23 protein-coding genes and 1 pseudogene are annotated in these 25,529 nt (G+C 68.8%); 10 read left to right on the top strand and 14 right to left on the bottom strand.

Translation table 11 applies throughout. The annotated features are described in order from the left end of the window. The first annotated feature begins 5 nt into the window (after nucleotides 1-5). Nucleotides 6-1,445: an alkaline phosphatase PhoX gene (locus G3I17_RS02465; protein ID WP_164593483.1), complete on the top strand. Its 1,440-nt coding sequence runs from the start codon at nucleotides 6-8 to the stop codon at nucleotides 1,443-1,445. Nucleotides 1,446-2,675: 1,230 nt separating this feature from the next. On the opposite strand, the gene G3I17_RS02460 is transcribed toward G3I17_RS02465, so the two are convergent. The 4 genes from G3I17_RS02460 to G3I17_RS02445 are packed head-to-tail and all read right to left on the bottom strand — an operon-like array spanning nucleotide 2,676 to nucleotide 5,935. Next, a complete protein-coding gene (locus G3I17_RS02460; RefSeq protein ID WP_203589617.1) occupies nucleotides 2,676-3,044 on the bottom strand; it encodes a nuclear transport factor 2 family protein in 369 nt (122 codons plus the stop codon). After that, nucleotides 3,041-3,505 carry a cupin domain-containing protein gene (locus tag G3I17_RS02455; protein ID WP_164593481.1) on the bottom strand — a complete coding sequence of 155 codons (465 nt, stop codon included), beginning with the start codon at nucleotides 3,503-3,505 and terminating at the stop codon, nucleotides 3,041-3,043. Before G3I17_RS02455 ends, G3I17_RS02460 begins: the two co-directional genes overlap by 4 nt. Further along, nucleotides 3,453-5,015, bottom strand: coding sequence for an NAD(P)/FAD-dependent oxidoreductase (locus tag G3I17_RS02450; RefSeq protein ID WP_164593479.1), 1,563 nt, complete (start codon nucleotides 5,013-5,015; stop codon nucleotides 3,453-3,455). Before G3I17_RS02450 ends, G3I17_RS02455 begins: the two co-directional genes overlap by 53 nt. 56 nt (nucleotides 5,016-5,071) lie before the next feature. Beyond that, the gene (locus G3I17_RS02445; protein WP_164593477.1) at nucleotides 5,072-5,935 is read right to left on the bottom strand and encodes an IclR family transcriptional regulator; all 864 of its coding nucleotides are present in this window, start codon (nucleotides 5,933-5,935) and stop codon (nucleotides 5,072-5,074) included. A 40-nt stretch (nucleotides 5,936-5,975) separates the two neighbouring features. On the opposite strand from G3I17_RS02445, the gene G3I17_RS02440 reads away from it, so the two are divergent. From G3I17_RS02440 to G3I17_RS02425, 4 genes are read left to right on the top strand one after another with little or no spacing between them, the layout of a single operon-like run. Further along, nucleotides 5,976-6,797, top strand: coding sequence for an SDR family oxidoreductase (locus tag G3I17_RS02440; protein WP_164593475.1), 822 nt, complete (start codon nucleotides 5,976-5,978; stop codon nucleotides 6,795-6,797). A 10-nt stretch (nucleotides 6,798-6,807) separates the two neighbouring features. After that, nucleotides 6,808-7,326, top strand: coding sequence for a cupin domain-containing protein (locus tag G3I17_RS02435; RefSeq protein ID WP_164593473.1), 519 nt, complete (start codon nucleotides 6,808-6,810; stop codon nucleotides 7,324-7,326). Next, nucleotides 7,323-8,216: an alpha/beta fold hydrolase gene (locus tag G3I17_RS02430; protein ID WP_164593471.1), complete on the top strand. Its 894-nt coding sequence runs from the start codon at nucleotides 7,323-7,325 to the stop codon at nucleotides 8,214-8,216. Before G3I17_RS02435 ends, G3I17_RS02430 begins: the two co-directional genes overlap by 4 nt. Then, nucleotides 8,209-9,144 (top strand): 2,3-dihydroxyphenylpropionate 1,2-dioxygenase, encoded by a 936-nt coding sequence (locus G3I17_RS02425; protein WP_164593469.1) that lies wholly within the window; start codon nucleotides 8,209-8,211, stop codon nucleotides 9,142-9,144. The genes G3I17_RS02430 and G3I17_RS02425 overlap by 8 nt, the downstream gene beginning before the upstream one ends. Here the strand turns inward: G3I17_RS02425 and dmpG are convergent. The 7 genes from dmpG to G3I17_RS02390 all read right to left on the bottom strand — a co-directional run bounded on the left by dmpG (nucleotide 9,131) and on the right by G3I17_RS02390 (nucleotide 16,335). Next, nucleotides 9,131-10,132 (bottom strand): 4-hydroxy-2-oxovalerate aldolase, encoded by a 1,002-nt coding sequence (gene dmpG / locus G3I17_RS02420; RefSeq protein WP_164593467.1) that lies wholly within the window; start codon nucleotides 10,130-10,132, stop codon nucleotides 9,131-9,133. The two genes, G3I17_RS02425 and dmpG, sit on opposite strands and share 14 nt — an antisense overlap. Further along, the gene (locus G3I17_RS02415) at nucleotides 10,129-11,052 is read right to left on the bottom strand and encodes an acetaldehyde dehydrogenase (acetylating) (protein WP_164593465.1); all 924 of its coding nucleotides are present in this window, start codon (nucleotides 11,050-11,052) and stop codon (nucleotides 10,129-10,131) included. The genes dmpG and G3I17_RS02415 overlap by 4 nt, the downstream gene beginning before the upstream one ends. Beyond that, nucleotides 11,049-11,852, bottom strand: coding sequence for a fumarylacetoacetate hydrolase family protein (locus tag G3I17_RS02410; protein ID WP_164593463.1), 804 nt, complete (start codon nucleotides 11,850-11,852; stop codon nucleotides 11,049-11,051). The genes G3I17_RS02415 and G3I17_RS02410 overlap by 4 nt, the downstream gene beginning before the upstream one ends. A gap of 59 nt (nucleotides 11,853-11,911) precedes the next feature. Next, nucleotides 11,912-12,658 carry a class I SAM-dependent methyltransferase gene (locus tag G3I17_RS02405; protein WP_164593460.1) on the bottom strand — a complete coding sequence of 249 codons (747 nt, stop codon included), beginning with the start codon at nucleotides 12,656-12,658 and terminating at the stop codon, nucleotides 11,912-11,914. Further along, on the bottom strand, nucleotides 12,655-13,860 hold the full coding sequence (locus G3I17_RS02400) for an MFS transporter (protein WP_164593458.1): 1,206 nt from the start codon (nucleotides 13,858-13,860) through the stop codon (nucleotides 12,655-12,657). Before G3I17_RS02400 ends, G3I17_RS02405 begins: the two co-directional genes overlap by 4 nt. A gap of 3 nt (nucleotides 13,861-13,863) precedes the next feature. Beyond that, nucleotides 13,864-14,799, bottom strand: a complete 936-nt coding sequence (locus G3I17_RS02395; protein WP_164593456.1) for an alanine racemase — start codon at nucleotides 14,797-14,799, stop codon at nucleotides 13,864-13,866. A gap of 240 nt (nucleotides 14,800-15,039) precedes the next feature. Continuing rightward, nucleotides 15,040-16,335, bottom strand: coding sequence for a condensation domain-containing protein (locus G3I17_RS02390; RefSeq protein WP_164593454.1), 1,296 nt, complete (start codon nucleotides 16,333-16,335; stop codon nucleotides 15,040-15,042). Between the two features lie 142 nt (nucleotides 16,336-16,477). Between G3I17_RS02390 and G3I17_RS02385 the strand changes: the two genes are divergently transcribed. From G3I17_RS02385 to G3I17_RS02375, 3 genes are read left to right on the top strand one after another with little or no spacing between them, the layout of a single operon-like run. Further along, the gene (locus tag G3I17_RS02385; RefSeq protein WP_164593452.1) at nucleotides 16,478-18,394 is read left to right on the top strand and encodes an AMP-binding protein; all 1,917 of its coding nucleotides are present in this window, start codon (nucleotides 16,478-16,480) and stop codon (nucleotides 18,392-18,394) included. After that, nucleotides 18,391-19,485: an SDR family oxidoreductase gene (locus G3I17_RS02380; RefSeq protein WP_164593450.1), complete on the top strand. Its 1,095-nt coding sequence runs from the start codon at nucleotides 18,391-18,393 to the stop codon at nucleotides 19,483-19,485. Before G3I17_RS02385 ends, G3I17_RS02380 begins: the two co-directional genes overlap by 4 nt. After that, nucleotides 19,482-19,715, top strand: a complete 234-nt coding sequence (locus G3I17_RS02375; RefSeq protein WP_164593448.1) for an acyl carrier protein — start codon at nucleotides 19,482-19,484, stop codon at nucleotides 19,713-19,715. Before G3I17_RS02380 ends, G3I17_RS02375 begins: the two co-directional genes overlap by 4 nt. Here G3I17_RS02375 and G3I17_RS02370 read toward each other — a convergent pair. Next, nucleotides 19,703-20,953: a cytochrome P450 gene (locus tag G3I17_RS02370; RefSeq protein ID WP_164593446.1), complete on the bottom strand. Its 1,251-nt coding sequence runs from the start codon at nucleotides 20,951-20,953 to the stop codon at nucleotides 19,703-19,705. The genes G3I17_RS02375 and G3I17_RS02370 overlap by 13 nt on opposite strands. Then, nucleotides 20,950-22,365, bottom strand: coding sequence for an AMP-binding protein (locus G3I17_RS02365; protein ID WP_164593444.1), 1,416 nt, complete (start codon nucleotides 22,363-22,365; stop codon nucleotides 20,950-20,952). Before G3I17_RS02365 ends, G3I17_RS02370 begins: the two co-directional genes overlap by 4 nt. A 141-nt stretch (nucleotides 22,366-22,506) precedes the next feature. On the opposite strand from G3I17_RS02365, the gene G3I17_RS02360 reads away from it, so the two are divergent. Next, the gene (locus G3I17_RS02360; protein WP_203589616.1) at nucleotides 22,507-23,370 is read left to right on the top strand and encodes a class I SAM-dependent methyltransferase; all 864 of its coding nucleotides are present in this window, start codon (nucleotides 22,507-22,509) and stop codon (nucleotides 23,368-23,370) included. A 3-nt stretch (nucleotides 23,371-23,373) separates the two neighbouring features. Beyond that, nucleotides 23,374-25,317 carry an isocyanide synthase family protein gene (locus tag G3I17_RS40345; RefSeq protein ID WP_239062089.1) on the top strand — a complete coding sequence of 648 codons (1,944 nt, stop codon included), beginning with the start codon at nucleotides 23,374-23,376 and terminating at the stop codon, nucleotides 25,315-25,317. A 17-nt stretch (nucleotides 25,318-25,334) separates the two neighbouring features. On the opposite strand, the pseudogene G3I17_RS40340 reads toward G3I17_RS40345, so the two are convergent. Then, nucleotides 25,335-25,523: pseudogene (locus G3I17_RS40340) on the bottom strand (WYL domain-containing protein); the annotation flags it as partial. Between the last annotated feature and the right edge of the window lie 6 nt (nucleotides 25,524-25,529).

The following is a 25,529-nucleotide window of genomic DNA, read 5'->3' as shown; positions in this document are numbered from 1 at the left end:
CAGTCATGTCACTCGATCGCCGTTCCGTACTCCGTGGTGCCGCAGTCGGCACCGCGGGGGTCGGGTTCGCCGCTGTCGGCGCCGTCCCCTCGCTCGCCCAGGCGACTCCCGAACCGGCCCCGCGGCCGTTCCCGACCGACCGCCCGTTCCCGCCGCTGATGGACGACCCCAACGGCATCCTCGCGCTGCCGCCGGGCTTCAAGTACGCGGTGGTCACCGAGGCCGGCAAGACCACCCTCAAGACCGGTCAGCCGACCCCGACGCTGCACGACGGCACAGCGGTCTTCGGCAACGGCACCAAGCGGTACAAGCTGATCCAGAACCACGAGATCAGCGGCAACGACCCGCTCGGCGTCCCGCAGATCCCGGGCACGGTCTACGACTCCGGCGTCGGCGCGGCGGGCGGCTGCACGGTCATCGACGTCGACCGTGACGGCACCAACTACGGCGAGTGGGTCGGCATCTCCGGCACTCTCACCAACTGCGCCGGCGGCCCGACGCCGTGGGGCACCTGGCTGACCTGCGAGGAGACCGAGAACAAGGCCAACGGCACCACCCGGCTGAAAGACCACGGCTACGTCTTCGAGGTCTGGACCGACGGCAAGACCAACCACCCGGTGCCGCTCAAGGCGCTCGGCCGGTTCGCCCACGAGGCCGTCGCGATCGACCGGGACAAGGAGCACATCTACCTGTCCGAGGACGCGTCCGGCCCGAACGGATCCTTCTACCGCTGGACCGCGCCGACCGGCTACCGGCTCGGCAAGGAGAGCTGGAAGGACCTGCAGGACGTCAACTTCGGCACCTTCGAGGCGATGGCGATCCTCAACGACGACGGCAAGCCGATCCCGGACGTCGCGTACCTGACCTCGGCGCAACTGCTCCGCCCGTTCCGGGTCAAGTGGGTTGCTGTGCCCGACCGCGACGCGGTCTCGGTCTCGGTCCGCAAGCAGCTCACCGACGGCCAGGTCACCCGCGGCAAGAAGTTCGAGGGCGTCTACGGCACCCACGACGGCGTCTACGTGGTCAACTCGTTCGCCAAGATCGGCACCACGGACATCCCGGCCGACGGCGTCCCGCACGAGGGCATGATCTGGTTCTACAACTACAAGTCGGAGACCATCCAGCTGACCACGTACTTCCCGGCGAACCCGGCCGCCGACAAGGGCGCCGCGGCGAAGTACGAGGACTTCAACTTCGACGCTCCGGACAACGTCACCGTCACCCCGTGGGGATCGCTCATCCTCGCCGAGGACGGCCTGGCCAGCAGCCACGTCCTGAGCACCGTCCCCGGCGGCCCGACCTACGCGATCGCCCGCAACCAGCTCAACGACTCCGAGTTCACCGGCCCGGCCTTCTCCGAGGACGGCAAGGTGCTCTTCGTCAACATCCAGACCCCCGGCATCACCCTCGCCATCACCGGCCCCTGGCGCGACTACCTCAGCTGAGCCCCACTGCCGGGCTAGTTGCTAACAGCAACTAGCCCGGCCTTTTGTGGATATCGGGGGTGCTCGGCGTGGGGGTTGGGGTGGATGCGGGGTGCTCGGCGTGGGGGTTGGGGTGGATGCGGGGTGCTCGGCGTGGGTTGGGGTGTGTGCGTGGTGCTGTCCCAAGGGGACTGTGGTTCGCGGTCTCCGCTGCGGGAGTGTCCTGGTCGAGACGATGAGCGTCAAGAGCGCTTCGCGTCCCTTCGGGATCGAACGAGTTCGACTCTTGACCCTCATCGTCTCGACCAGGGAAGGACGCAGCTATGTGGATCCCGCGGGGAGGTGTGAGCCGGGGGCCATCTTGGGTCAGGCCGGCCGGGTTGCGGGGGAATGGTGGTGAGGTCGGCCGGGTTGCGGGGTCGGGCGGGGTGGGGGCTGAGTGGGGGCTGAGTGGGTAACTTTTGGTCGCCAGGTGCAAGTTTGTTTCCACCGCGGCGGGGTTGCTGGGGGCGACGGGCTGCTGTGCATACCTAACTCGGTAGGCAAGCGCTTACCTCGGTGTGTCGGGGCGCTCGCGGCGAGTTGTGCGTGCGTGGCGGTCCCGGTCGGCCCTCGCGGCCAAACGTGACAGGTGTGTCTGTCGGTGATGGTGCTGTTTTGGGGGCTGGGATCGTTCGGGTGGGGGTCGGCTGGCGGGTTGTTGTACCGCTAGCGTCTTGTAGGGCGCTAGTGGTCGGATAACGCGCTAGTGGCTGAGGAATCGGGGTCGCCGAGCCTGGTGGGATGCCGCCCGGGCGTGGTTCGGCGGGGCGGGGGCGTCGGGGTCACTCGGATGGTGACTCGCCGGGTGGAATCTTGGGTGCCTATGGTGCCCGGATGGTGGCTGGCCTTGGGATGGTGGTGATCCATCCATTGTGGTCAGTCTTTCCAGCGGCTCCGGGATAGCTGCGTCTTTGCCTGGTCGTGGTGGTGGGTGTCAAGAGTCGAACTTGTTCGATCCCGAAGGGACGCCGGAGGCGCTCTTGACGCGCATCGCCGCGACTAGGACCATTTCGCAGCCCGGCGACGCAATCCAGAGTCCCCTTGGCGACAGCACCCCGAATCCACAGCACCCTTCGCGACAGCACCCCGAATCCACAGCCCCCTTCGCGACAGCACCACGAATCCACAGCACCCTTCGCGACAGCACCACGCCCTCTACCCGCGCCCGGGCAAGGATTCCGCCGCCTGGGCAGCAATCCCCGCGCGGGGTCAGCCGAAAGCCGGGGTGAGGTCCATGTGGACGCGGTAGTGGACCACCTGTTCGTCGGCGAGCCAGATCACCGTTACGCACGGGAGGCTCAATGCCGCGCCGTCCGGCGATTCGGTCTCGATGGTGAAGCGGCAGAAGAGTTGGTCGCCCAGCTCGGCGATCTGGTCGATCGTGTGGCGGACCCATGGCAACGCATCGGCCGCGCCCGCCGTCGCGGCGACGATGGCGGGTTTGCCGGTCAGGATCTCCTGGTTGCCGAACCGGTACGTCGCGTCGTCGGCGAACCAGGATCCGAACGACTCCGCGTCGCCCTTGTCGACGGCCGCGCACATCGCGTGGACCATCTCCTGGCGGGGCTGCGTGGTCACTTCTTCAGCGACAATCCGTGCCGCGTCATCACCTGGGCGACCAGCGTCATGTCCCGCGGGCCGGGCGGCAGTTCGCTGAGCTCGCGGTAGTAGTTCTCCAGCCCGGGTGGCGAGACCACCGCGACGATCCTGGTCTCGTCGTCGAACGGGTTGTGGAACATGTGCGGCACCCCGCGCGGCATCAACAGCGAATCGCCCGCGCCGAGCACGTGCTCCTGGCCGTCGAGCTCGATCCGGACCTGCCCCTGCATACAGATGAACAGCTCGTCCTCGCGCGAGTGGATGTGGGTCGGCGGTCCACCGAGCCCCGCCGGTACGACGTACTCGAAGAGCGAGTAGGCGCCCTTGGTGTCCGCGCCGGTCAGCCGGGTGTAGATCCCCAGGCCGATCGCGCCGACGTTGGTGCCCTCACCGGACCGGACGGCCCGGTGCTGGGCCGGAGAACTCGTGTCGGTTTCCATGGTTGGTCGGCTCCTTCTTGAGATCGAGTTCGGTGAGGCGGGTGAGCAGAGCGGGGGTCAGTTTGCGGTACGCCGCGGGGGCGATCGGGTTGAGCCAGTGCGAGGCGCGGGTGGCCTTGCTGATCTGCAGACCGAGATCGCCGAGCACCTCGTCCACGTTGTGCATCGAGAACGGGATGATCTTCGTCCCACGGCAGTGGTGGGTGTCGGTCGCCTCATCCATGAAGGCGAGCTGCGCGGCGGCTTCGGTACGCCGTACTGCGTCGTCCGGCAACTCGAGGGCGCCGGCCAGGTCGGCCGCGATCCACAGCGCCGCCATCTCCGCGTTGAGCGGGCTGAAGAACGACGAGTTGTACCCGTTGAAGTAGAGGCCCGGTACGCCGACGGGCTGGATCTGCCGGTAGAGCAGGAAGTTGCCGCGGGCATCGAAGATCCGCTGCTGGGTCTCTTCGGGCAGGAACGGAACGCCCTGGACGAAGCCGGTCGCACAGACGATCAGGTCGGCCGGCAGAACGGTGCCATCGGCAAGCTCCGCCGCGGGCTCGCCGTCGACAGCCAGCAGCCGGCTGATCGTCGAGTCGCGGCGGACCCGGATCGCGCCGGTCTCCACCGCCTCGAAGAAGCCCTCGGTGGCCAGGCCGATCGCCCCTTTGACGATGCCCTCCATCTGCCCGCGCGGGACCAGGTCGTGCTTGGCCAGCCCGAACTGACGCACCGAGACCGACCCGATCGAGTTCAGCATCGAACGCCGGGTGCGGTTGCCGGGGCCGTGCAGGAACTTCTCGAAGCCGCGAAGGTACCGGTATCTGAAGAGCGCCTCCCCCATCCGGGTCAGCAGCAGCATCTTGAAGTTCACCCGGCCGGCGATCTTGCGCGGCACCTTCCAGAGCAGCTGCCGGGCGATCACCTCGGTGCTCGCGGCAACTTCGCTGATCGGCACGGTCACGTCGCAGGCGGATTTGCCGTAGCCGACGACGAGCACATGCTTGCCCCGGGCATCTTCCGCGTCATGGAAGGACGTCCCCGCGATCACCTTCCCGCCCGCGGCCCCGAACTCGGCCAGCCCGGGATAAGTCGGCATCGCCGGTTCACAGAAGACCCCGTTCGCGACGACCACCCGGTCGAAGGTCCCGGTGGACTGCGCCTGTCCCGGCGTCCCCTTCGACCGCGAGGTCAGCACCCACTCGACGCCATCCGGGACGATGGACTCGACGGTCGTCTCCAACCGCAGTACGGGCTCCAGCCCGAACTCCTTCGCGTACGCCGCCAGGTACTCCTGCACCTGCGCGCCGGTCGGCCACTCGGGGAACGCCTTGGCCATCGGGAAGTCCGAGAACGAGTACTGCGCCTTCGGGCTCTGCGTGGTCAGACCGGGGTACCGGCGGGTGCTGCTCCAGACTCCACCGACGTCCGGCGTCTTATCGAAGACCTCGACCTCATGACCGGCCTGGCTCAGCACCTTGGCCGTGGTCAGTCCGGCGACACCTGCCCCGATGATCGCAACGCGCATTGGCCTACTCCTTCACCATCCGGCGTGGTCTGGGTCACAGCCTGGTGGAGGTCTGATCAGCTGCCAACAGACTGTCCCGGTGGCTGGGACTGGGGCTGGGACCGGGCCTGGGAATCGGGTTCCGGCCGGCTTCGCGGCGCCCAGCGGCGGGTCGAATAGGCCCGGCTCGCGGCGGCCGCGGCCATCCGTACGGCCGGTCCGATCCGGTCGGGCAGGACGACGCTGCTGGGACCGGTGACCGACAAAGCGGCGACCACCTCACCGGCCGAGTCGAAGATGGGTGCCGCGACGCAACTGATCCCGACGTTGCCCTCCTCGCGCTCGTGCGCCCAACCTCGATCCGGTATCAGCGCCAGCTCCCGGCGCAGCGCTGTCTCGCTCGTGATGGTCCGCGGCGTCCGTCGCGGCAGACCTGCAGCCAGCACGTCTTGCAGTGTCGACTCGTCCGACCACGCCAGAATCGCCCGGCCCAGACCGGAGCAGTAGGCCGGTACCGTGCCGCCCACCTGGGAAAGCATCGGCATCGGCCGGTGCCCGGTGATCTTCTCGACCACCAGGATCTGCGCGCCGTCGAGGACGCCGAGTTGCACCGTCGTGCGGGCCGCGCCGAAGAGATCCTGCAGGAACGGCAGTACGGCCTCGCGCAACTCATGTCTGACCGGAGCCAGGCCGGATAGCTCGAAGAGCCGGTTGCCGATCCGGTACCGGTCTTGCGGCTTGTCGAGCCAGCCGAGCTGGATCATCCGGGTCGCCGTCCGGTGCACGGTCGAGCGCGGCAGGCCGGACCGGCGGACCAGGTCTGCTAACGCCAGCTCGCGATGCGTGGCGTCGAACGCGTCCAGTAACGCGCCGGCCCGCTCCAGCGAGCCGATCGCCGCGTCGGCGGTCGGGGATCCGGAGTCCCGGGGAGCGGGACTCATCCTTGGTCTACCTCAGCCATGAGACGAATCTAAGCCCATCATGGAAACCAGTCACCCCTACGCCGCGAGTCCCCCGCCCACCGCCGCCGTTGGTGAGGCGACACGGCGGGTTGCGCTGGTTGGTGGCGGTGCGGGTGGCATCGGGGCCGCAGCGGCCGCCGCGCTCCTCGAGGCCCGCCATCGTGTTGTGCTGACCGGACGCACGCTGGCCACACTGAAGGAAACCGCAAGCGCTCTCGGCGGCGACACCGACTACCTCGTCTGCGATCTCTCCGACCCCGCCGAGGCGACCGACCTCGTGGCCGAAGTACAGAGCAGGTTTGGGGCTCTCGATGTCCTGGTCGCCAACTCAGGTGGTCCGGCCCCTGGTCGGGTTCTCGACGTTTCGGATGAGCAGTGGCATCAGGATCTCAACCTGCTGTTGCTCGGTCCGCTGGCGTTGATGCGGGCCGCGTTGCCGGCGATGGCCGAGCGTGGGTTCGGGCGGGTGGTTGTGGTGACGTCGACCGCGGTCCGGCAGCCGCAGCCGGAGCTGGCCAGCTCGACCGTACTGCGGTCGGCGGCGACCGCAGCCGCGAAGCTCGCCTCCCGGCGGTACGCCGACCGTGGTGTCACCGTCAACTGCGTCGCTCCAGGTGCGACACTCACGCCACGACGGGTGGCGATCCTGCGGAGCCGTGCTCAGGCTGCAGGAATCCACCTGGCCGCCGCGGTCGCCGACGACCAAGCCGAGATCCCGGCCGGTCGTCCGGCCGATGCCAGCGAGATCGCCGCCGCGATCGCTTTCCTGGCCTCGCCCGGAGCCGGTTACATCAACGGCACCGTGCTGACGGTCGACGGCGGCCGCACGGAAAGCACCTGAGAGGACTTCCATGGCCAGCTCCGGACCCGACTTCACGATGACCGACTTCCTCGCCGGTCTCACCCATACCGTCCGCCCCGGCGAGCAGCGCCCGCTCGTCGTCCACGACGACGAGCTGAGCACGATCCCGGCCGGCGCAGTCCCCAATCCGACCACCCTGCGCATCGCCGGCCAGTTGCCGACAGCAACCTTCGAGTTGTTCCGGCAGACGATCCCGGCTGGCCAGAGCTCGGATATGCAGCGGCACTACCACGAGACCGTGCACTACGTGATCACCGGCGACGGCCACAGCGAGATCGAGGCCGGCGACGGCACCGAGACCGTCGGGTGGAGCGCCGGATCCTTCATCTACACCCCGCCGTGGGCGTGGCATCGGCACTACAACGACTCGCCCGAACTGCCGGTCGAGTTCCTCACCATCGAGAACTCCCGGCTGCTCGGACTGTTCGGACTGGCCCGCCGGGAAAGCGCCGGACTCGCGACCTTCACCGAGGCGCGGGCCCGCTTCGACCATCAGGAGGAGACATGACGATCCCCGACCACATCAGCGTGTGGGCCGAGCTCGCCGATCTCGATCACACCTTGCGCCACGTCGATGTACCGGTTGCCGGCAGCAACGTCCGTACGCGGGTACTGCAGGCAGGCGCCGGCCCCGAACTCGTTCTCCTGCACGGAACGGGCGGTCATCTCGAGGCGTACGCGCGCGACCTGGCCGGCCTCGCGCAGGACTTCCACGTCACGGCGTACGACATGGTGGGCCACGGCTGGTCCGAGCTCCCCGACTATCCGTACACGATCGACGTACTGACGCAACACCTGATCGGATTGCTCGACGTGCTCGGCATCGACAAGGCCCATCTGTCGGGTGAATCGCTCGGCGGCTGGGTCGTCGCGTGGACGGCCGCGGGGCATCCCGATCGGGTGGATCGCCTCGTGCTCAACACACCGGGCAACATCGCCAACAAGCCTGAGGTGATGCAGCGGTTGCGGGAGAGCACGATGGCCGCGGTGCAGGATCCGAGCGACGAGACCGTCCGGCGCCGGGTGGAATTCCTCTTCCACCACAAGGAAATGGTGACCGATGAGCTGGTGAACCTCCGCCGCCAGGTCTACTCGCGGCCGGGGTTCGTCCAGGCCATCACCAACACCTTGGTGCTGCAGGATCCCGAGGTTCGCAAGGACTTCGCGTGGGACCCGAGCTGGGCCTCGCTGGTCAAGGCGCCGACCCTGCTGCTGTGGACCGACCACGATCCGACCGGCGGACTCGACGAGGCGGAGTTGCTGCTCGGCTGGCTGCCCGACGCGCGACTGCACGTGATCGAAGACGCCGGGCACTGGCCGCAGTGGGAGAAGGTTCCGGAGTACCTCGAAACGCACCGGAGCTGGCTCCTGCTCGGGAAGAACCCGTCCGATGGCTGAGCTGATCGGCTTCGTCGGGATGTCCCACAGCCCCTTCGCGACCCTGCTCCCGCCGGCTGACGAAACCGCTCCCGGCGGCCGGTTCCTGCGGGACGCCGAGCGGGTCCGGCGCGCGGTCGAGCGGCTGGAGCCGGACGCGATCGTTGTCATCGGCCCCGATCACTTCCACGCCAACTTCTACGACGTGATGCCGCCGTTCGTGCTCGGCGTCGAGCAGGCCGTCGGCTTCGGCGACTTCGGGAGTACTCCGGGCCCGTTGCCGGTGGCGAGCCAGCTCGCCTGGTCGGCGTACGACGGGCTGGCGGATGCCGGGTTCGACGTCTCGCTGTCCTACTCGCTCACCGTCGACCACGGCGTCGTCCAGGGGTACGAGATGATCACCGGCGGAGTCGACCTGCCGATGGTCCCACTGGTCGTCAACACCGCCGCCCCTCCCCTGCCGCCCTTACAACGCTGCTTCGCCCTCGGCCACGCGCTCGGCCAGGCACTGCGCAACTCGCCGTACGGCGGCCGGGTGCTGATCGCGGCCAGCGGCGGGCTCTCCCATTGGCTGCCGTCCAACGACCCCCGCGACCCTGCTGTCACCGGCGACCGTCGTGACGCGCTGATCCACGGTCGCGCCGACGCCCAGGCCTTCGCGGCAGTTCGCGAGCCGCGCGTCCGCGCGATGGGTGGCAACCCCAGCGCGCCGGTCAACGCCGACTGGGACCAGTGGTTCCTGGACCGCCTGACCGACAACGACCCGTCAGCCATCGCCGACCTCGGCCACGAAAAGCTCGAGGCCAACGCCGGTACGGGCGGCCACGAGCTCCGCTGCTGGTTGATCGGCCAGGTCGCGGCCGGCCTGCCATTGGCCTGGTCGAGCTACGAACCGGTCCCCGAATGGATCACCGGCATGGGCATTGGTACGACATTCACCGTCGACTGAGGTCGAGCGCGATATCGGTCAGCAGGTCTTCCTGGCCGCCGACCAATCGGCGGCGGCCGGCCTCGACGAGGATGGCGCGGACCTCGGTACCGGTGCGCTCGGCCACCGTCTCGGCGTGCCGCAGGAACGACCCGTACACCCCGGCGTACCCGAGGGTCAGCGTCTCCCGGTCGACCCGCACCGGACGGTCCTGCAATGGCCGTACCAATTCCTCGGCGGCATCCTGCAAAGCAAACAGATCAGCGCCATGCTCCCAACCATTCAAAGTCGCCACCGCGACGAACGGCTCGAGAGGGCAGTTGCCGGCGCCCGCTCCGAGCCCGGCCAGCGAGGCATCGACCCTGGTCGCGCCCTCTTCGACCGCGATCACCGAGTTGGCCACGGCGAGCGAGAGGTTCTCGTGCGCATGGATGCCGATCTCGACCGCCGGGTCGAGCACCTCGCGATAGGCCCGCACCCGATCGCGCACCTCGCGCATCAGCAGCCGCCCACCCGAGTCGGTGACATAGACGCAGTCCGCCCCGTACGACGCCATCAGCGCCGCCTGTCGCGCCAGGTCGGCCGGCGGCGCGAGATGACTCATCATCAGGAAGCCGGACACGTCCATCCCGAGCTCTCGCGCGGCGGCGATGTGCTGAGCGCTGATATCGGCCTCCGTGCAATGCGTGGCGACCCGGACCGATCGCACCCCGAGGTCATACGCGTGCCGCAGATCCTCGACGGTCCCGATCCCCGGCAGCAACAAGGTCGTCAGCCGCGCTGAAGTCACCGCACTCGCCGCGGCCTCGATCCAAGCCCAGTCGGTATGACTGCCGGGTCCGTAGACGAGCGACCCTCCACCCAGCCCGTCGCCATGCGAGACCTCGATCGCATCCACCCCGGCCTGATCCAGTGCCCAGGCGATCTCCGCGACGCGCGCGGGCTCGATGCGATGCCGCAGGGCGTGCATCCCGTCCCGCAAGGTGACGTCCTGCAGATAGAGCCTCATGCCCGGACCTCCAGTCGGTGCGCCATCGCTTCGGCCATCCGTAGCGCAGCGCTCGTCATGATGTCGAGATTCCCCGCGTATGCGGGCAGGTAGTGCGCAGCGCCTTCGACCTCCAGGAAGACTGACACCTGATGCGTAACCGGCTCGTGGGTGAGCAGGTGCACAGGCTGGTCGACCGGCATGATCTGGACCTCTTGTTTCAGCCGATAGCCCGGCACATACCCGGCCACCCGCTGAACTATCTCGGCGACGGATGCCCGGATCGCCTCCAGAGCAAGGGGTTCCGGCGCATTGACCAGGGCCAGCACGGTGTCCCGCATGATCATCGGCGGCTCGGCCGGGTTCAGCACAATGACCGCCTTGCCCTTGCCCGCGCCGCCGACCGCCACAATCGCCCGCGCCGTCGTCTCGGTGAATTCGTCGATATTGGCCCGCGTCCCCGGCCCGGCCGACCGCGACGCGATCGACGCGACGATCTCGGCGTACGGGACCGGTACGACGTCCGCGAGGGCGGCCACGATCGGGATCGTCGCCTGGCCGCCGCAGGTCACCATGTTCACGTTCAGCGCGTCCAGGTGCACATCGAGGTTCACGGCCGGTACCACCATCGGCCCGATCGCCGCCGGGGTGAGGTCGATCATCCGCTTCCCGTACGCCGCCAGCACGGCCGCGTTCGCCACATGCGCCGGCGCCGACGTCGCGTCGAAGACCAGCCCGATCTCGTCGAACCCGTCCATCGCGACCAGACCGGCAACCCCGCCGGCCGTCGTCGGAACGCCTAGCCGAGCGGCCCGGGCGAGCCCGTCCGAGGCCGGATCGATCCCGACCATCGCCGCCAGCTCCAGCGTCGACGACACCTTGAGCACCTTGATCATCAGGTCCGTGCCGATGTTGCCCGACCCGATCACCGCGACCTTCATCCGGCCGCCCCCACGAACGAGGCCCGTACCGAACCGAGCCCGCTGATGGTCGCAGCCACGACATCACCGGCCCCGACCGGTACGACGGGCCCGAGCGCACCGCTCAGTACTACGTCGCCCGCCCGCAACGGAGCACCCATCTCCACCGCCGTCGTGGCCAGCCAGGCCAACGCAGCCAACGGATCTCCCAGCGAAGCAGCACCAGAACCCGTCGACACCACCTCATCGTTGAGCCGCAATTCCATCGCGGCCTCCCGCGGGACGAATCCATCCAGCCCGACGTGCTTGATGCCAAGTACGAACAACCCGGCCGAGGCGTTGTCGGCCACCGTGTCGGCGAAGGTGATGTCCCACCCCTCGATCCGGCTGTCCACGATCTCCAAGGCCGCAACCGCATAGTCAACCGCCGCCGCAACGGTCGCAGCGTCGAACGGCCCAATGGTCAGGCCAGTGGCAAGGACGAACGCCACCTCTGCCTCCACCCGGGGCTGTAGCAAGCGCTCGAGGGGCAGCGCGGCAGCGTCGCGGTACGCCATGTCGTCGAGGAGGACCCCGAAGTCGGGCCGATCCACCCCGAGTTGCCGCTGCACTGCCTCGGAGGTCAGCCCGATCTTCCGCCCCACGATCGAAGCGCCGGCCGCGATCCGGCCGGCGAGCCCACGCTGCTGCACGGCGTACGCCACCGCGACGTCAGCCCCGATCAGGTCGCGTACCGGCGTACAGGCGAATCCTGTACTAGCAGCCAGGGCGAGCCGGTCCGAGGCCTCCACCACCGCTTGGTCCAGAGAGGTATCGGTCATGGTTCATCGTCACCGTGACAGCTGATCCCCGACAGCTTGGAGTTCCACTCACTGGGACTCTAGGGCTTGCGAGAGATGACAAATACGTGCCGCAAGGTGTCGGGCACCTCCGCGAGCGGGGTGAGCAGGTCGTCCTGGGCGGCCAGGTAACTGTCGGCCCAACCGGCGTCGGCCAGCAGCTTCAGCAAGTGGTCGATCGGTACGACGATGTTGGTCATTGTGGTCTCGAACCGGTCGTAGCGGCCGTCCTCGGCGCGGACGACTCCGGAGATGCGATAGAAGCCGACACCCGCGCTCTCGTTCAACGCACCGCGGAACAGCAGCATGGCCTCTTCGGTGTCGCGGATCTGGACCGTGTTCATCCCACGCAGTCCCGCGACGGTGGCGAGGTCGAACGCGAAAAGCCCACCCGGTTCGACGGCGGCGTACACACACTGGAGATAGGCCGCGATCTGGTCCAGGTCCGCGAGGTGGTTCGGGATGTCGTACGTCGACACCGCGACGGGGAACTGCTCGTCGACGGTGAAGTCCGCCGCGTCCCCCTCGATCAGCACCGGCGCCTCGCCGAGACGCGCCCTGGCCAGGGCGAGCATGGCCGGCGACTTGTCCAGCCCGGTCACCTCGAAGCCGGCTTGCTGGAACTGCTCGGCCACGATTCCGGTGCCGCAGCCGATGTCCAGGACCCGGCGGGCGTCCGGCGCTGAGCTCTCCAGCAGTTTCAGCAGCGACTGCGCCGACTTGGTCGGGTAGGGGCGCCAGAACTGGTCGTAGGCCTGGGCGAATCCTTCGACGTATCCCTCGCTCATGGGCGGACTCCAAGGTCTTGTCGGGGTAGGTGGCGGCGGACCGCCGGATTGGTGAGCGCACCCGCCGCGGCCACGACGATCAGGCTGCCGAAGAGGAGCAGCCCGGCGGCCGGACCGAGGCCGGTGGCCACCAGCCCGGCGACCACCGCGGCGACGGGTTTCAGCGACAGCGCGAACAGATACTCGTACGAGCTGACCCGCGACAACGCGTCGGCGGGGACCTCGGTCTGCATGATGGTGTCCCACAGAACGCCGAAGACATCCGTGGCGACGCCGGCGCAGACGGCTGCGACGACGATGAGTGGCAACGGCGCGCGGAACCCGAGAGCCAGCAGCGGCAGCGACAGTAGCGGCGCGAAGAGGAGTGCCGTCGGCAGCGGCCGCGCCGGCTTGAACCTGATCGCCACGACGACACCGGCCAGCATGCCGATCGCATAGCCCGCCAGTACCAGCGACCACGCCAACGCACCACCGAGCCGGTCCTTGGCCAGCGCTGGACCGAGGACGCCGAAAGCAGCCGTAGACGCCGCGTTGATCAGACCGGCCGCCGCCACCGTGGTCCACAACCAGGACCGACTCGCGAATTCGCGCCAGCCCACCCGCAGGTCGCCCACCAGGTCCCGGCGGCCGGCGCGGACCGTACCAGGTAACCGAAGCGCGCTCAGCAGCACTGCCGCGACAAAGTACGTTGCAGCGTCGACCGCGAGCGCCACCCCCGGCCCGAGCCAGGCGACGGTTGCCCCCGCGGCGACCACGCCGGCGATGCGGGCGGAGTTTGTGCCCAACCGGAGTCGTCCGTTGGCGCTTTGCAGCGAGTCGGCGGGCACCAGGTCGGCCACGGTTCCGGTGAGGGAAGGCAGCAGCAGGGCCGAGGCTGCTCCGGCGACAAATGCAGCCGCGCACAACCCGGCGATCGGTGCTCGCCCGGTCAGCAACATCGCCGCCAGACCGGCGTACGCGACACCCGACACGAGTTCGGCCATCACGAGCACCCGGTACCTGGGGAACCGGTCGCCGATCACCCCGCCCAGCAGTAGCAGCGCCAACTGGGGAACGCCTTGAGCAGCCAGTACTACGCCAAGCGTCGCGGGCGTCGTACCGGGCAGTGAGAGAACTCCGAACGCCAAAGCGATCGGCCCGAAAGAGTTGCCGAGCACTGAAACCGTTCGCGCGCAGAGGAAGAGCCAGAACCGGGTCGGCACTGGCTACTCGCGATCAGGACGGCCGCGCGGCAGCCAGCGATCGACCGGCACACCACCATCCAGCACGGTGATCTCGACTTTGCCGCGCATCAGGTTCTTCGCCAAGGGGCAGACGTGGCCGGGCACCAGCCGGCCGTTCACCGGAACCGACACCGACTCGGGAGCCCAGGGCTGGCCGCAATCGGTCAGTAGATCCGCGCGATCGTTCGCGACGCTGATGGCGACCTCTGTCAGGTCGCAGGCGCCCGCGGTGGCAAGTCCGGCGTCCAGGGTCGCGTACGCTCCCGCGACGATCTCGGTGACGCCGGCGACGCGGAGCGCGCCCGCAGCGGTCGGAGTACCACCCGCACTCACCACGGGACAGTCGATGCCCTCGGCCCGGATCGACTCCGCAACCTCGACCAGGTGTTCGGCATGACTCTGCCCGAGCAGGGAGAAGTCGACGATGTCCTGAGGGGTCTCCGGACCCCGGTATCCGGTCAGCCCTTCGAGGTGCACGCCAGCGGTGGCATCGGCCAAGCGGGCCAGTAGAAGCAGGTCGGCCGCCGGGGTATGCCGCAGGTCGATCCGGATACCGATCTGTACGGCGTCCGCGGCCGCCACTCGCCCCAGGCCGGTGATCGTTTCCGCGGTGTCCACGTGGACGGCGAAATGCTTGAGCTCGTGGGCCGCCTTGACATACAGCGGCCAGCGCCACGGCTCCTGCCAGGGCCATGCCACCACGACGTCGGTCACGCCGGCTGCGGCGAGGTCGAGAGCGGCCTGCGCGGAGTGCACGGCAACACCCACCGCACCGGCCGCAACCTGCCGCACTGCCAGTTCGATGGTGCGATGTGCCTTCAGGTGCGCTCTGGTCGTGCAACCAGCAGCCGCCACCTGCTGATGAAAGCGCTTGATGTTCTGATCGAGCTGCTGGCTGTCAACGGATACGGCAGGCATCGGTCCTCGCACGGTCGACCGGTAGCGATACCGGGTGCCTCGACGACTGCGCCCGGGGCCGGAACCGCCGGGCGCAGCGCCACACTTCAGGGTCGTACGACGGTCAGCTCTCGTCTGGCGGCTCGATGCAGCGCATGACGCCCCCTCCCTGTATCCGAGTCGGAGGCTCGGAGTCTAGGTCAGCCGATCCCTGCCCGGAACCCCTGAATCACGGCAAAAACTGAGCAATCCGGTCAGCCCTCAGCCGGCCGCGATCGCGTCCAACTGCCGCAGGTAGGTGTCCGCATGAGCCGCCAGCGTCGCCGCGTCGAACAGCGCCGGAGCATAGGAGATCTTGCCGGTGAGCAGGCCACCCGGGCGCTCGTCGATGGTCCACAGTCCGTCCAGTGGAACAGCGACGCCATGAGGCCGGGAGCCTGGCCGGCGGTCGAACGAGACGTACGTCGCCGCCGGACCGAACGGGCGGGGCTGCCGCCGTCCCAGCGGGATGTGCTGGAACGGCATCAGCACGAAGGAGTCGTCGGCCAGCAGCAGGCCGGCGTCCGGGACCTCCTCCAGCAGCCGCAGGATGGGGAGTTCGTTGCGGTAGGCATCTAAACACGTCTTGCGGACCTGGGCCAGTGCGTCGCCGAGTGACTTCACGCCGCTGAGATCCGTCCGCAGCAGCAGCGCGTTCAGGAAGAAGCCGACCGTCTCGTCCAGCTCCGGCCGGCCACGGCCGGAGGTCAGCGTCGGCACGGTGAGGTCGGTGGCACCGGTCAGCTCGCGCAGGGTCAGCAGGTACGCCGTCAGGTGGATCATGAACGGCGAGCACCTCGCCTGACGCGCAGCCGCCGCGAGTCGGCCGGCGAGCGTCGAGTCGATGCCGAACCGGAGCTGCGCCCGGATCCCGTCGTCCTTCAGCTCCCTGGGCCGATCGGACGGCAACGAGGTACCGTCCACGTCGGCCAGCTTGGCCGCCCAATAGTCGAGCGCCTGCGCCGACCGCGGACTGTCGCGCCGAGCCTGGTCGTCGACGGCGAAGTCCGCATAGGTGCTAGCGGCAACAGGTGGCGCCGGTGCGCCGTCGATGCGGGCGGCGTAGCAAGTGGCGAGATCGCGGACGAGCAGATCCATCGACCACGCGTCGGCCGCCGAGTGGTGCGCGACCAGCGCCAGTACGCCGTCCGCCGGCGCCAGCTTCGCGTAGTAGACCCAGAGCAGCGGCGAACGGTTACCCGGATGGTCGCGGGCGTCCAGGCCGTCCAGCAGCTCATCGGGATCCCCGCCCGTGAGGTCGATCACCTCGAACCGGCCGGCACCAGGTTCATGGATCTCCTGCCAGGGCATTCCGTCGCCGCCGTGCAGGGTGGCGCGCAATGCGTCGTGCCGGCCGGTCAGCTCGGTGACCGCCAGCCGCAGTGACTCCTCGTCAACGGGACCGGTCACCCGGTACGCCGCGCTGATCACGAACGCCGGGCCGGTGGCCTGGCCCGGATGCAACACGTCGAAGAAGCGCAGCAGGTGCTGCGGGAACGCCAGTGGTACCCGCGTCACGAACCCTCCCGAATCGGTGTCAGGGCCGGACGAAACCAAAAACCGGCGGCCCTGTCAAGACAGTTCGACCAGGACGAACAGGTCCCCGGATGAACCTCTCCGGTCCGTAGTCTCGCGACCCCCGGACCGAAAAGGAGATCGCATGCCCATCGCGGCCCGCGTCGCCGAGCTCGTCCTTGACCACGCACCCGTCGGGACGGCCACCCCGGCCGGCCCGGCGCGGCTGGTGGAGGACCTCGGCTTCGACTCACTCCACCTGATGGAGCTGCTCGTCAGCCTGCAGGTCGAGTTCGGCCTCGAGCCCTTCGACGACGCCGAACTGATCGGCCTCAGCTCGGTCGCCGACCTCACCACTTTCGTCACCAGTCGGATCAGGCCTGAAACCGGCCCTGAAACGGGCATTGAGTTGAGTGATTCCGGTGCGCTGCTCGGATGGCTCGGTTCGCCGCGGACGGATGCCGGTATCTCCTGGCTCGACGACAACGGCGAGTGGATCTCCTCGTCGTACGCCGAACTCGCGGCCGCCGCACTGGGCACCGCAGCCTGGCTTCGTGACCAAGGCGTCGAGCCCGGTGACGTGGTGTCGCTGACGCTGGCCCGCGTCGACGATTTCGTCGCTGCCTTCTTCGGTGTGCTCGCGGCCGGCGGCGTACCGTCACCACTCGCTCCCCCACTGGCGCTCGGCTCACTCGACAACTACGTCGATCACGCCGCCCATCTCCTCGCCCTAGCCGACCCACGCTTGGTCATCGCCGACGCGGGCATCGCCGAGCACCTGACTGCCGCCGTCGCCAAAGCAGCCCTCACCTGCCAAGTCTCCCAACCACTCCTCAAGGTAGACCCAGCATCTGATGCGACCGACGGAGCCATCACGAACCCCGACCCGGCAGCGGTCGCGCTGCTGCAGTTCACCTCCGGCTCCTCCGGACGCCCCCGCGGCATCCGGCTGACGGTGGCGAACCTCGGCGCGAACATCGGCATGATCCGCCGCTGGCTGGCCCTCGGCCGCGACGAGCTGACCGTCACGTGGCTTCCCCTGCATCACGACATGGGCCTGATCGGCTGCCTGCTCACCCCGATCGTCAACCAGAGCCCGTTGCGCACGATGCGCCCCGACCAGTTCATCCGCGATCCCTTGCGCTGGTTGCGCTGCCTGGGCGCGGACGGCGCTTCAGTCGCCGTCTCCCCCACCTTCGGCTTCGCCTACAGCCTCAGCCGGATCAAGCCGGAAGCCCTGGCGGGCCTCGACTTCTCGAACTGGCGAGTCGCCATCGTCGGCGCCGAGCGAGTGGATCCCTTCGTCCTGCAGAGATTCGCCACCCTGCTCGAACCGCACGGTTTCCAGCCCGGCACCTTCCGCCCCGCCTATGGCCTGGCCGAAGCGACCTTGGCCGTCACCGGCACCCACGGCGAGACTCCGCTGGCGGTCCGCCCCGACTGGTCCACGATGGTGCCCGGTCAACCCGTTTCAGTGCTCGACCAGGGCCCACTGGGCGCCGTCCCCGCCGGTCCGGGCTGGGTGACCTGCTGCGGCCAACCACATCCCGCCTTGCTGCTCGAAGTACTGGATGACGAAGGACAGCCGCTACCACCCGGGCATTTCGGCGAGGTGGCCGTGTCCGGCCCATCGGTGAGCACAATGGCCCACCTCGGCGGCTCGACCTCGGCAACTCGCCTGACGGGAACCCAGCTGAGGACAGGCGATGCAGGCTTCCTGTACGCCGGACAGCTGGTCGTCGTCGGCCGGACCGGTGACAGCCTGAAGGTCCGAGGGCGGCACCTGTTCGCCGAGGAACTCGAGGCCCGCCTGGCCACCGAGACCGGCTTGCCGGCCGGGCGAATCGCGATCGCGCTCGGCATCGCGGCCGGGCGCGAGACCGCCGTACTGGTGTGTGAGCAGACCCTGACCGACGGGCAACGAGCGGCAGCCGAGGCGGTGCTGACCCGGGAGACGGGCGGAGCGGACGTACGGATCGAGACCGGCCCCCGCGGTCTCGTCCTGCGCACGTCGAGCGGCAAAACGCGACGCCGCGAGCTGTGGCAGCGGTACAGCGGATGAGCACACCAGTACGCCTGCAGATCGTCGACGGGAGCACCGGATTCGTCGGCGCCAACCTGATCCACCGACTCCTTGCTAATGGCAACCAAGTCGTCGCGTTGGCCAGGCAGCCTGTCGATGCCGTCCGCAACCAGATCTCCGGCGCGGCGATCGCCGATGGTGACCTCGACCTGACCGGTCTCCGGGTGCTGAACTGGTCGCTGGACGAACCAGACCTGGGGCTGACGCAGGCGGAGGTGGAGGAGTTGTTCGCCGACCCCTGCGACTACTGGCACCTCGCCGCGGCCATCACCTTCCGCCCGGGCAACCACGAGGAGCTGCAGCGGGTCAACGTCGACGGCACCCGGACCGCGCTGGAGGTCTTTCACAAGTACGCCCCGACCGGCTCGCGGTTCTTCCAGGTCAGCTCCGCCTACAGTTGCGGGCTCGTCACCGACGAAGTACCAGAGGTCTGGCACCAGGCCGCTGAGCCGCAGGAGTTCCGGAACTACTACGAGTACACCAAACGCGAAGCAGAGCTGCTGTACGCCGATACCCCCGGCGCCGTATTGCGACTCGGCCAGATCGTCGGCGACTCGCGCACCGGCCGCGCGGCCACCGACTACGGCCTCTACGACTACATCCGCGCGATCCACACGATCACTCGCCGGCGCCCGAACGAACTGCTCCGGGTGATCGGTGATCCCGCGGCCGAGCTGCATCTGGTGCCGGTGGATGCCTGTGTGCGCTGGATGACCGAGATCGCGACGCGCGATCTCGGCCACCTCGATCCCCCGGTCATCCACCTCGTCGACAGCGTCTCCGTGACCGCTGCGAAGGTGGCCGAGCTGATCAGCGCGCACCTTCCCGTCGACTTGCGGATCGCCCCGCAGGACGAGGTGGCGACCGCTCCACTGAACCAGCTCGAACGCGTACTGGAAGCGCGGATGACCTACACCGGCAAGTACATCTCGCGATCACTCAAGTTCCGCCGCGACAACCTGCCCGCGCTGGGCATCGACGAGCCGCCGACCGTCCCCGACGACGTGCTCGACCGGCTCGTCGGCAGCTACGCCCGCTCACTCCTCACCCCGAACGGAGCCGCTCGATGACCGACCAGGACCAGGTACGACGGATCTGGTCGGAGGTGCTCGGCGTCGAGTGCGAACCGGCGACGACCTTCTTCGAGGCCGGCGGGAACTCCCTGGCCGCCTTCCGGATCCTGGCCAGGGTGGAGGCCGAGTTCGGCGTCCGGCTGGAGGTCTATGAGCTGTTCGAGGATCCCAGTACGGCGGAGTTCGCCGAACTGGTGAGCGCCTCCGAACCTGGTCAGACCCGATAGCCGATGCGCTTGTAGCCGTTGACGAAACTCGACTCCAGCCGCGCCCGTTCACCGGTCAGCTGGAGTCCGGGAGCCTGCCGCAGCAACTCGCGGAAGACGGCGACCAGCTCGATCCGGGCCAGGAACGCGCCGAGACAATGGTGTGGTCCGCCGGCGCCGTAACCGACGTGCGGGTTGGGATCGCGGGTCACGTCGAACCGGGTGGGATCGGCGAACACCGACTCGTCCCGGTTGGCCGACCAGTAGAAGAGCAGCATCCGGTCGCCCTCGGCGTACCGGTTTCCGTTGAGTTCGCAGTCGCGGCTGACCGTTCGGCGCATCCAGACCGTCGGTGAGGTGAGCCGGACGATCTCCTCGGCCGCGGTCCCGCCGTACCGGTCGTAGTCGGCGAGCAACACGTCGCGCTGGTCCGGGTTGTCCTGCAACAGCAGGAGGCCGTTGCTGATCGCGTGCCTGGTCGTCTCGTTGCCGGCGACCAGCAGGAGGATGAAGAACGACGCCACCTCGGCCCGGGTCAGCCGTTCGCCGTCGATCTCGGCCTGGATCAGCGTGCTGGCCAGATCGTCGCGCGGATCGGTCTCCCGTTCCTTGACCAGGGCGTCGATCAGCTCGATCAGGTCAGCCCCGGCGCTGAGCACGTTCGTCGCGAGATCCGGGTGCCCGGCGGCGTACTCCGGGTCGAACGCGCCCAGGATCCGGCTCGACCGGCTGAAGACGAACTCGTACTCCGACGGTGGTACGCCGGTCATCGCGCAGATGATCCGCAACGGCAGCGGCGCCGCGACCTGGGCGACGAAATCCCCTTCGCCTTCTCGCACCGCCGCCGTCACCAGCTCCGCGGCGACCTGGTCGATCGTGCCGGACAGCTTGGCCAGCGTGCGCGGCGCGAACGCGCGGGTGACGATCCGGCGGACCCGCCGATGCCGTTCGCCGTCCATGCTGAGGAGCGAGCTGAACCCCTCGTTGAACTCCACCGGCAGGTCCATCACGCTGACTGCTCCCTGCCCGGACCGGAAGTCGTCGGGTCGCCGGGTCGCTTCGCCGACATCCGCATGCGTGACGAGCGCGTGGAACCCCTGCCCGCTCGGCAGCCCCCACTTGGCCTCGCTGTCACCTGGGTAGAACCGTGGCGCCGCCTCCGAGCGCAGTACGGCGAACGCAGCGTCGCGCTCCGCCTCGGGCAGCCGCCAGAAAGCCGACGCGGCCAGGTCGATGTCGTGTACGGCCGGAGTGTTCATCGGATCGGTCCCGTCAACTGGTCGCGGCGGAGTTTTCCACTGGTCCGGCGAGGCAACTCGTCGACCAGCGCGAACGACAGCGGTACCTTGCCCGCGCTCAGGTTGGCCCGGCAGAAGTCCTCCAGCTCGCTCACCTCGATCGGAGCGGCCGGGACGACGAGCGCGTGCACGCTCTGGCCGAGATACTCGTGCGGCACCCCGGTGACGGCGACATCGGCAACCCCCGGATGTGCTGACAACACCTCTTCGATCTCCGCGGGGTAGATGTTCTGTCCACCCACGTTGAGAACGCTGGACCGCCGGTCGGCGAGGTACAGATAGCCATCGGCGTCGAGCCGGCCCAGGTCGCCGATGGACAGGTGGCCGTCGCGCTCGGCGAGCTTCGCCCCCGTCCCGACGTACTGCGGCTGCCGCGCGCCACGGAAGTAGATCTCGCCGATCTCCCCCGGCCCGACCGGCTCACCGGATTCGTCGAGGAGCCGGATCGCGCCGTCGGCGGGTCGGCCGACACTGCCTGGATGCGCGAGCCACTCGTCACCCCGGATGGCCACCGCACCGACCCGTTCCTGGCTCCCGTAATCCTCGTAGACCCGCTCCGGGCCGAGCAATCCGATCCAGCGCCGCTTGACGTGCTCCGGGCACGGGCCGGCGCCGTGGTAGAGCGACTCGATACTCGACAGGTCGTGATCGGCCAGGCCCGGCACGTCGAGCAGCATCCGCAGATACGCCGGCACGATCCGGACGTGTTGCACGCCGTACTCCGCCACGAGCTTCGGCCACAGCGAAGGAACGAAGCGCTCCATGATCACCAGCAGGTGGCCGAGCGCGAATCCCTGGTAGAGCGCACCGAAGCCCGCGTGATACATCGGCAACACGACCAACTGCACCTGCCCCTCCCGCACACCGTGCGAGAGGTCACTCGCGGACAGGAACTGATCGTCGTCATAGACCCAAGGCTTGGATCGGAGGATCACCCGCGGCTGACCGGTCGTGCCACCGGTGAGCGACGCCGAGCGCGGGGTGCCGACGACCTCGCGCGGAAGCGGGTCGTCGCCGTACCAGTCGAGCGAGTCGATCAGGAAGTGGTCACCGATCGCACCACGGAAGGCGTCCAGCTCGCGGGCGGAGGCGGCTGAGTCGATCGGGATCACCAGCGCGCCGAGCTTCCAGGCGCCGATCGTCGCGCGCACATGATCGAGCCCGGCCGGCAGCGCGATGGCGACCGTGCTGTCGGCGGTCACCCCTAGCGCGGCCAGGCCGTTGGCCGCCCGGTTCGTGTCGCGTTCCAGCTCGGCCCACGTCAGTGCGGCGCGCTCGCCTCGGGGCGGCACGCTGACGACGGCGGTCCGGTCCGGGTGCTCGGCGGCGAGTTGCGCGATCCGACTGCCGATGGTGATCCGGGCGGGCTGCATCTGTCTCCTCGGCTCGCGGGACTGCTCCGGCCGCAGATTACGTCGGCGAGAGGCCACCGCACCCAAGTTTTCGATCCTGCTCGAAAGGTCGGGCGGTTGACCGCCGCCGGCGGCTAGCGTGGCCGCTCTAGGGAGACGACAGTGAGGATCGATGCCTTGAGCAACAATCTGCCGAGTTTGTTCGCCGGCGCGGCCGAGTACTACGTCCGGTACCGCAGCGAGTATCCGGCCGTGATCTTCACCGAGCTGGCCACCCGGCTCGGTCTGGACGGCCGGCAGACCGCGCTCGATCTCGGCTGCGGGCCGGGGATGGCGACGTTCGGGCTGGCGGCGCACGTCGCCGCCGTGACCGCCGTCGACCCGGATCACGAGATGCTTGCCGCCGGCCGCGCGCTGGCGGCCGAGAAGGGTGCCGACGGCATCGACTGGCGGGAGGGCAGCTCGGAGACTCTGTCCGGGCTGGGGGTCGGTCCGTTCGACCTGGCGCTGATGGCGGCGTCCTTCCACTGGATGGACCGGCCGGCGACGCTGGCGGCTCTGGACGAGCTGATCAATCCGGGTGGCGCGGTGGTGATCGTGACCGGCAGCATGAGCGGACTGGCGCCGGACACCCCCAACCGGCCCGTCTGGGCCGAGGCCGCCTACGCGACGCGAGAGCGCTGGGTACCGTCCCGGCGACGCTGGCGCGATGACGCGTCCAGCAGCCAGAGCACCTACACACTGCAGCGCGGTGAGAGCCGGGCTGTCCTAGCGGCATCCGCATTCGCCGGCATCGACAGCTACGAGCTGCACTGGCAGCGCAGTCACACAGTCGACGAACTGATAGGCCTGCTGATGACCGTTCCCGACCTCACGCCGACCGCGCTCGGCGACCGCCTCGACGACTTCCGCGCCGACCTGCGGGAGGCACTGCTCGCGGCTCAGCCCGATGAGCCCCTCCCCGACAGACACTTCGTCGAACCGATCTGGACCCAGGTCCTGATCGGCCGCCGGCCGACGGACTGACGGATGGACCTCGGACAGCTACTCGCCTCCGACCCGATGCTCCGCCTGTACGCCGCTCCGCCGGGCAGCAGCGGAGTCGCATTGGACCAGCTCACCGGTGTGGCCTGCGCCGACCCGCTCGAGTACTTCGTCCGCCCACTGCTGCGGGTCTTCCGGACCGGCCTCGACAAGTACGGCCTACTGCTGGCCGACGCCGGATCGCCGCTGAACCACTTCGAACTCGATGACGATCAGCGACCCACCGGCCGGGTGCTGGTCACTTCGCCGAGCAAGCTGACCACCAGCGGACCAACAGCGGTCGGCCTGCTGGCCGAGATGTTCGGGGAGGCCGCGGTCGCCGAACTGATCCGCGCCGAGCTGCGGTTCCTGCGGCCAGAGACAGCCGAGTTGCTCGGCGCGGACGAGCGCTGGGCACCATACGTCCACTCCGTACCGGCCGCCGACCAGCAAGCCGTCCGTGCGGTCGCCGAGCTGGTCAGAAGCCGGCAGGCGGCACGGCGGCGAGGCGCGGACCTTCCTGCTCCAGTCGTCCGGTACGTCGGAGCGCGGCCACCCGGCTGGGCCCGTTTCGAGGCGGAGCTCTTCCATCTCGGTGGCCGCCTGGTCGGTGAGGAATCAGCTGCTCAGACCGTCGGAGAACTGCGCGGTCACAGCCTCGACCACGCTCCGCGCAACTGGGGCGACGAACCGGCGACCTCGCACCAGACGACGCTGTCGGCACTGCGACTGGGTGATCTCCGGCCAGGTCCGCTTGCCGCTCGCTGCGGCGTCCGGCTGTCGGCCAGGCAGACCGACGAGTTGGTCGACCGGCTGGTCAGCACGGCGCACCGGTCCGCGGCCGCGCTCGCCGAAAAGGTGCGCCGGGCAACAACAGATCCACTCGAGCGGGTCTACGAGGTGATCCAGCGGCGGCCGTTCCGGGCCGGATCGCGGGCGAACTACCAGCCGGCCGACGTCCGGCGCGACCTCGGAGCCACGGTCGCCCGGGGCGAACCGCTACGGCTGAACCTGCTCTTGTTCGCCGTCAAACACTGCGGCAACCGGCTGAAGGCTGCCGGTCCGCTACCCGATCTGGCCGAGCTCGCGATGCTCGTCAGGATCGTCGAGCTGGCCGCGACGCTGCGCGCTGTGTATCCGCCGGGGGTCCAGGACTTCCACCTGATCAACGACGGCGAACACTACCGCTCCCATCCGGGCGCCCCCTTCGGCGACGGCCTGCGAACGCTCCGCCGGTACGCCGATGCCGTCGGCGCCGACTTCGTCCGGTTCGGGCACATCGACGACCTGGCCCGTCGCAACTACGAACCGCACGTGCTGAGCGGGCATGCCAAACTGAAGGCGGATACCCGCGAGGCGTACCTCAGTATCTTCGGCGGGCTGGACGTCACCCACGACCCGATCAGCACCCTGCACCGGGCGGCGGCGGTCGATCCGATACAGAACTTCGTCCCGCTGTTCCGGTCGCTGGTGTTCTCGGTGCCGGTCCCGGGCGAGCCCGATCCGCGATGGTCGCAACGGGTCTTCGCCGAGCTGTACGACGTCGGCCCGGCTGTACTGTCCGACCTGCGGGCTGCGCGAAAGGAAGTGCTGCTGGCGGGGTGGGCGGCTGCGCTCGAGTATCTGTGCACGTCCACTGCGGACGCGGAGTACGGGTATCAGGACAACCTCGTGCCGGGGTCGCTCAGATTCGTCCAGCGGCCGCGTCCGGGGCGGGCTGCCTTCGGCCCGTTGAGTGGCAGGTCGGTCGCACCCTCCCACGCCACCGGCGTCATCGATGCCCGCGGCATCGTGACAGACGACTTCTCTGTGGCCTTGCTGGATCAGGGCTTCGTGCCACTGCACTCGCCGTTGCTCGGTGACTCGCAGCCGTTCGCCATGGTCCCGGCGACAGCCGTCACCGACGGCGCCTTCGACCTCCTCGACACGACCCGACTGAGGACCAGATGAGCACCGTTACCGCCGTTGGTCCGCCAGTCATGCCGGTCGAGGTCATAAGCCACCAGGTACCAGCGACTGCCGAGCGGGACGAGTTGCAGCGGCTCGACCAGCCGCTCCGATCGCGTCCCGTTGGCAGCCTGGTAGCCGAACCGGACCCGCTCGGAGTCCCGGCAACCAAGCGCCAGCGTCGTCAGTACTGCGTGGTCGACCGGCGCCACCAT

The organism is Streptomyces sp. SID13031 (assembly GCF_010548305.1).
Classification (GTDB): Bacteria; Actinomycetota; Actinomycetes; order Propionibacteriales; family Kribbellaceae; genus Kribbella.
The sequence above is the reverse complement of the archived record's forward strand: the minus strand, read 5'-3'. Positions and strand labels throughout refer to the sequence as shown.